Origin of the sequence: Synechococcus sp. 'PEA 65AY6A-5F PE A', assembly GCF_047462575.1 — a bacterium.
Lineage (GTDB): Bacteria > Cyanobacteriota > Cyanobacteriia > Thermostichales > Thermostichaceae > Thermostichus.
The window spans coordinates 1-2,348 of sequence record NZ_JAOALE010000074.1 but is presented as its reverse complement, the minus strand read 5'-3'; the positions used below and the strand labels follow the sequence as shown (position 1 = coordinate 2,348).

The window sequence follows — 2,348 nt, the reverse complement described above, 5'->3', positions numbered from 1 at the left end:
TCTCTCCTTCCTCTTGAATACCTGTACCCTATTTTAAATTAAAAGGCTGTACCTGTCTAGGCGCCGGGATTACGTTCTATACCCCTTAATTCTTTAACAAGCTGTATCGAGAGAGTACTGTAGAGGGCTTGCTATGGCCCCTGGATCTTAGGATCAACCGACTTCACCAACTGCTGCAAGTGGTTTAGGATCTGGGCCTCAACAGCGGCGTCGTAGAGCCGCAAAGTTAGGCGAGGCACCCGCAAAGAAGCCGTAATCCGTCCTGCCGGCAGATCCAACCACACCAGTTGCTTTTGAAAGCAGCGGCAGGTGGCCCCTATCTCCCGGGCCAGCTCTTCCACCTCCGGCCAGCTCAGGCAGCGCGGCAGCAGCAGGTCTGTGGCCCAGCCCGTTCCACACTCCCGCCGCCTGAGGATGCGCACCTGCATGGATCCCTAAATCCGCTCAGCGTAGAACTCACACCAGGGATCCCCTTTCTCTCTAGCCTTGGTCTCCTGGCCGTGGAAGAGCCCACCCCGCTGGAAGAGGCGGTTGTAGAAGACTTGATCCAAAACCGGCTTCTGCTGAATGTTGCCGTTGTAGACCAGATTCATCATCGCCGGCACCGCCCCTTGGGCAAAATAGCAGGCGGGATCTTCTGCCCGTGGGTAGGAAGCGAAAAAGTAGTTGGCTTCGTAGTTGCCGTCAATGGCCACCCGGCAAGACTCGCCGCTCACCACCTCCAAAGCCTGCCAGCGACCCCACCCCAGACTGCTGGCCACCGCATAGCCGCCGTGGATCCAGTCCGTGTCCTTCTCCAGCATCGGCCCCACCAGGGTTTCCCACTCCACCGATTCCATGATGTTGCCAAAGGTGTAGAAGACACAAACATGCCCCGACTCGCGGATAAGAGCTTCCCCTACCCCCATCAGCTCAGCCTGCACTGCCTTCAGCTCCTGTAAAAAGCGATACTGAATGCGGTTGTAGTAGTTGGCAGGCATGCGCGTTAGCAACACGTTAAAGGCGCGAATCTGCCCCTGATCATCTCCGGCCAAAGGCAGGCCCCACAGAGCTTCGTTGACCGCATCGTAGTCCACTGCTGTTGTGGGCCGGGGGAACTGGAGCGGCTGCTCGATCAACTTGCCCATGCCTGGACTGGGAGTCAGCGACTGGGGCCGCGGCAGCCGAGTAACCTGGATTACACAGTGATCCTTACGGGTAACGGCCATGCACTCCGTTTCTTCTGCCGTGTAGCTCCCCAGCTCGCCAAAAGTGGCATCCAGAGCTGCTGCCACATAGCCCACCGCCAAGTGGTCAATGGGACGTGTGCGGTTGACCTGATCCCCGTACTTGTTCAGCCAGCCTTCTGCGTAGTGAGAATGGGTAAGCTGCACTTCCCCGCCTGAAGGGGTCACCTCAAACGCCAGCCGCCCAAATCCTAAAAAACTGAAGATCTGAGCTGCCACTGCCAGGCGCTCTTGGGTCTCCTGAATGCCAAGAGCCTTGAAAGCTCCGTACAGAAGACTGTAAAAGATCTCCTGGGCTGCCGTGCGCAGGATCCCTACTCCATCGATCCAGTCGGGATCTTCAATAGTCTGCTGCAGGAAGAGGTTGTAGTGATGGCAGTGGAAGATAACCGGCTCTCCAAACAGGGAGATCAGCTTGCGGTTGCGGTCGAGATGGAGATGTTCAAGCATGGACAAGTGGGTTGAGATGAATGATAGTGCTCAAAGCAGGCCCCTGAGCGCGGCAACTGCCCTCAGGCAAAGCTCGCCAGCCATTCTCGACTACTCAAACCGGCATGGCAATAGGCAGGCGCTCTCGGCCCAAAAGATCTGCTACCGCTTTGTAAAGAATGCGCAGCTCCTGTCGGGTCAGGGTGCCCTTTTCGAGACGGTTGCGGTCTAGGCCCGTTTTCAAAGACAGGCGCAGAGCCACAAAGTTGGGATCCGGAGCGTAGCGCTTGGCATAGTCCATCAGAGCCTGAGCCACAGACATGGTGCTGTCCTGCACAGGGGGCAGCAGCGGCTTTCCGTCGATGAGGATGGCTTTGACACGCTCTGAAATTGCCTTGAGGTCAGTGTGAGAGCGAGTTAGAAATAAAACAAAGTAGGGGCTTTTGGGAAATGCTTTGATGACAACCCGCAGCGCCGGAGTACCTGCCAAGAGGTAGTCCGCCTCTTGGTCGGGGCTGACGGTTTGACAAAGGCGGCTATTGGCCTGCAACAGGTCGCCGGCGTAGGTGCCCAAACGTTCTAGGGCTTGCTCCTCTTGGGAATCGCTGACGTAGGTTACTTTGGCTACTGTAGCACCATCAGCTAGAAATCGCAGGAGCCCCGCACTGTACCCGTAGGGTCAGTGTCGGGAGG

The 2,348-nt window shown here is 57.1% G+C and carries 3 protein-coding genes; all 3 read right to left on the bottom strand.

What is annotated here, in order from left to right; all coding sequences use genetic code 11:
• Positions 1-131: 131 nt before the first annotated feature.
• The gene (locus GG26_RS13550; protein ID WP_011431615.1) at positions 132-428 is read right to left on the bottom strand and encodes a hypothetical protein; all 297 of its coding nucleotides are present in this window, start codon (positions 426-428) and stop codon (positions 132-134) included.
• Between the two features lie 6 nt (positions 429-434).
• A complete protein-coding gene (locus GG26_RS13545; protein WP_414391169.1) occupies positions 435-1,676 on the bottom strand; it encodes a hypothetical protein in 1,242 nt (413 codons plus the stop codon).
• A gap of 94 nt (positions 1,677-1,770) precedes the next feature.
• Complete coding sequence (locus GG26_RS13540) at positions 1,771-2,229, bottom strand: hypothetical protein (protein WP_414391166.1); 459 nt, start codon at positions 2,227-2,229, stop codon at positions 1,771-1,773.
• Positions 2,230-2,348: the final 119 nt, after the last annotated feature.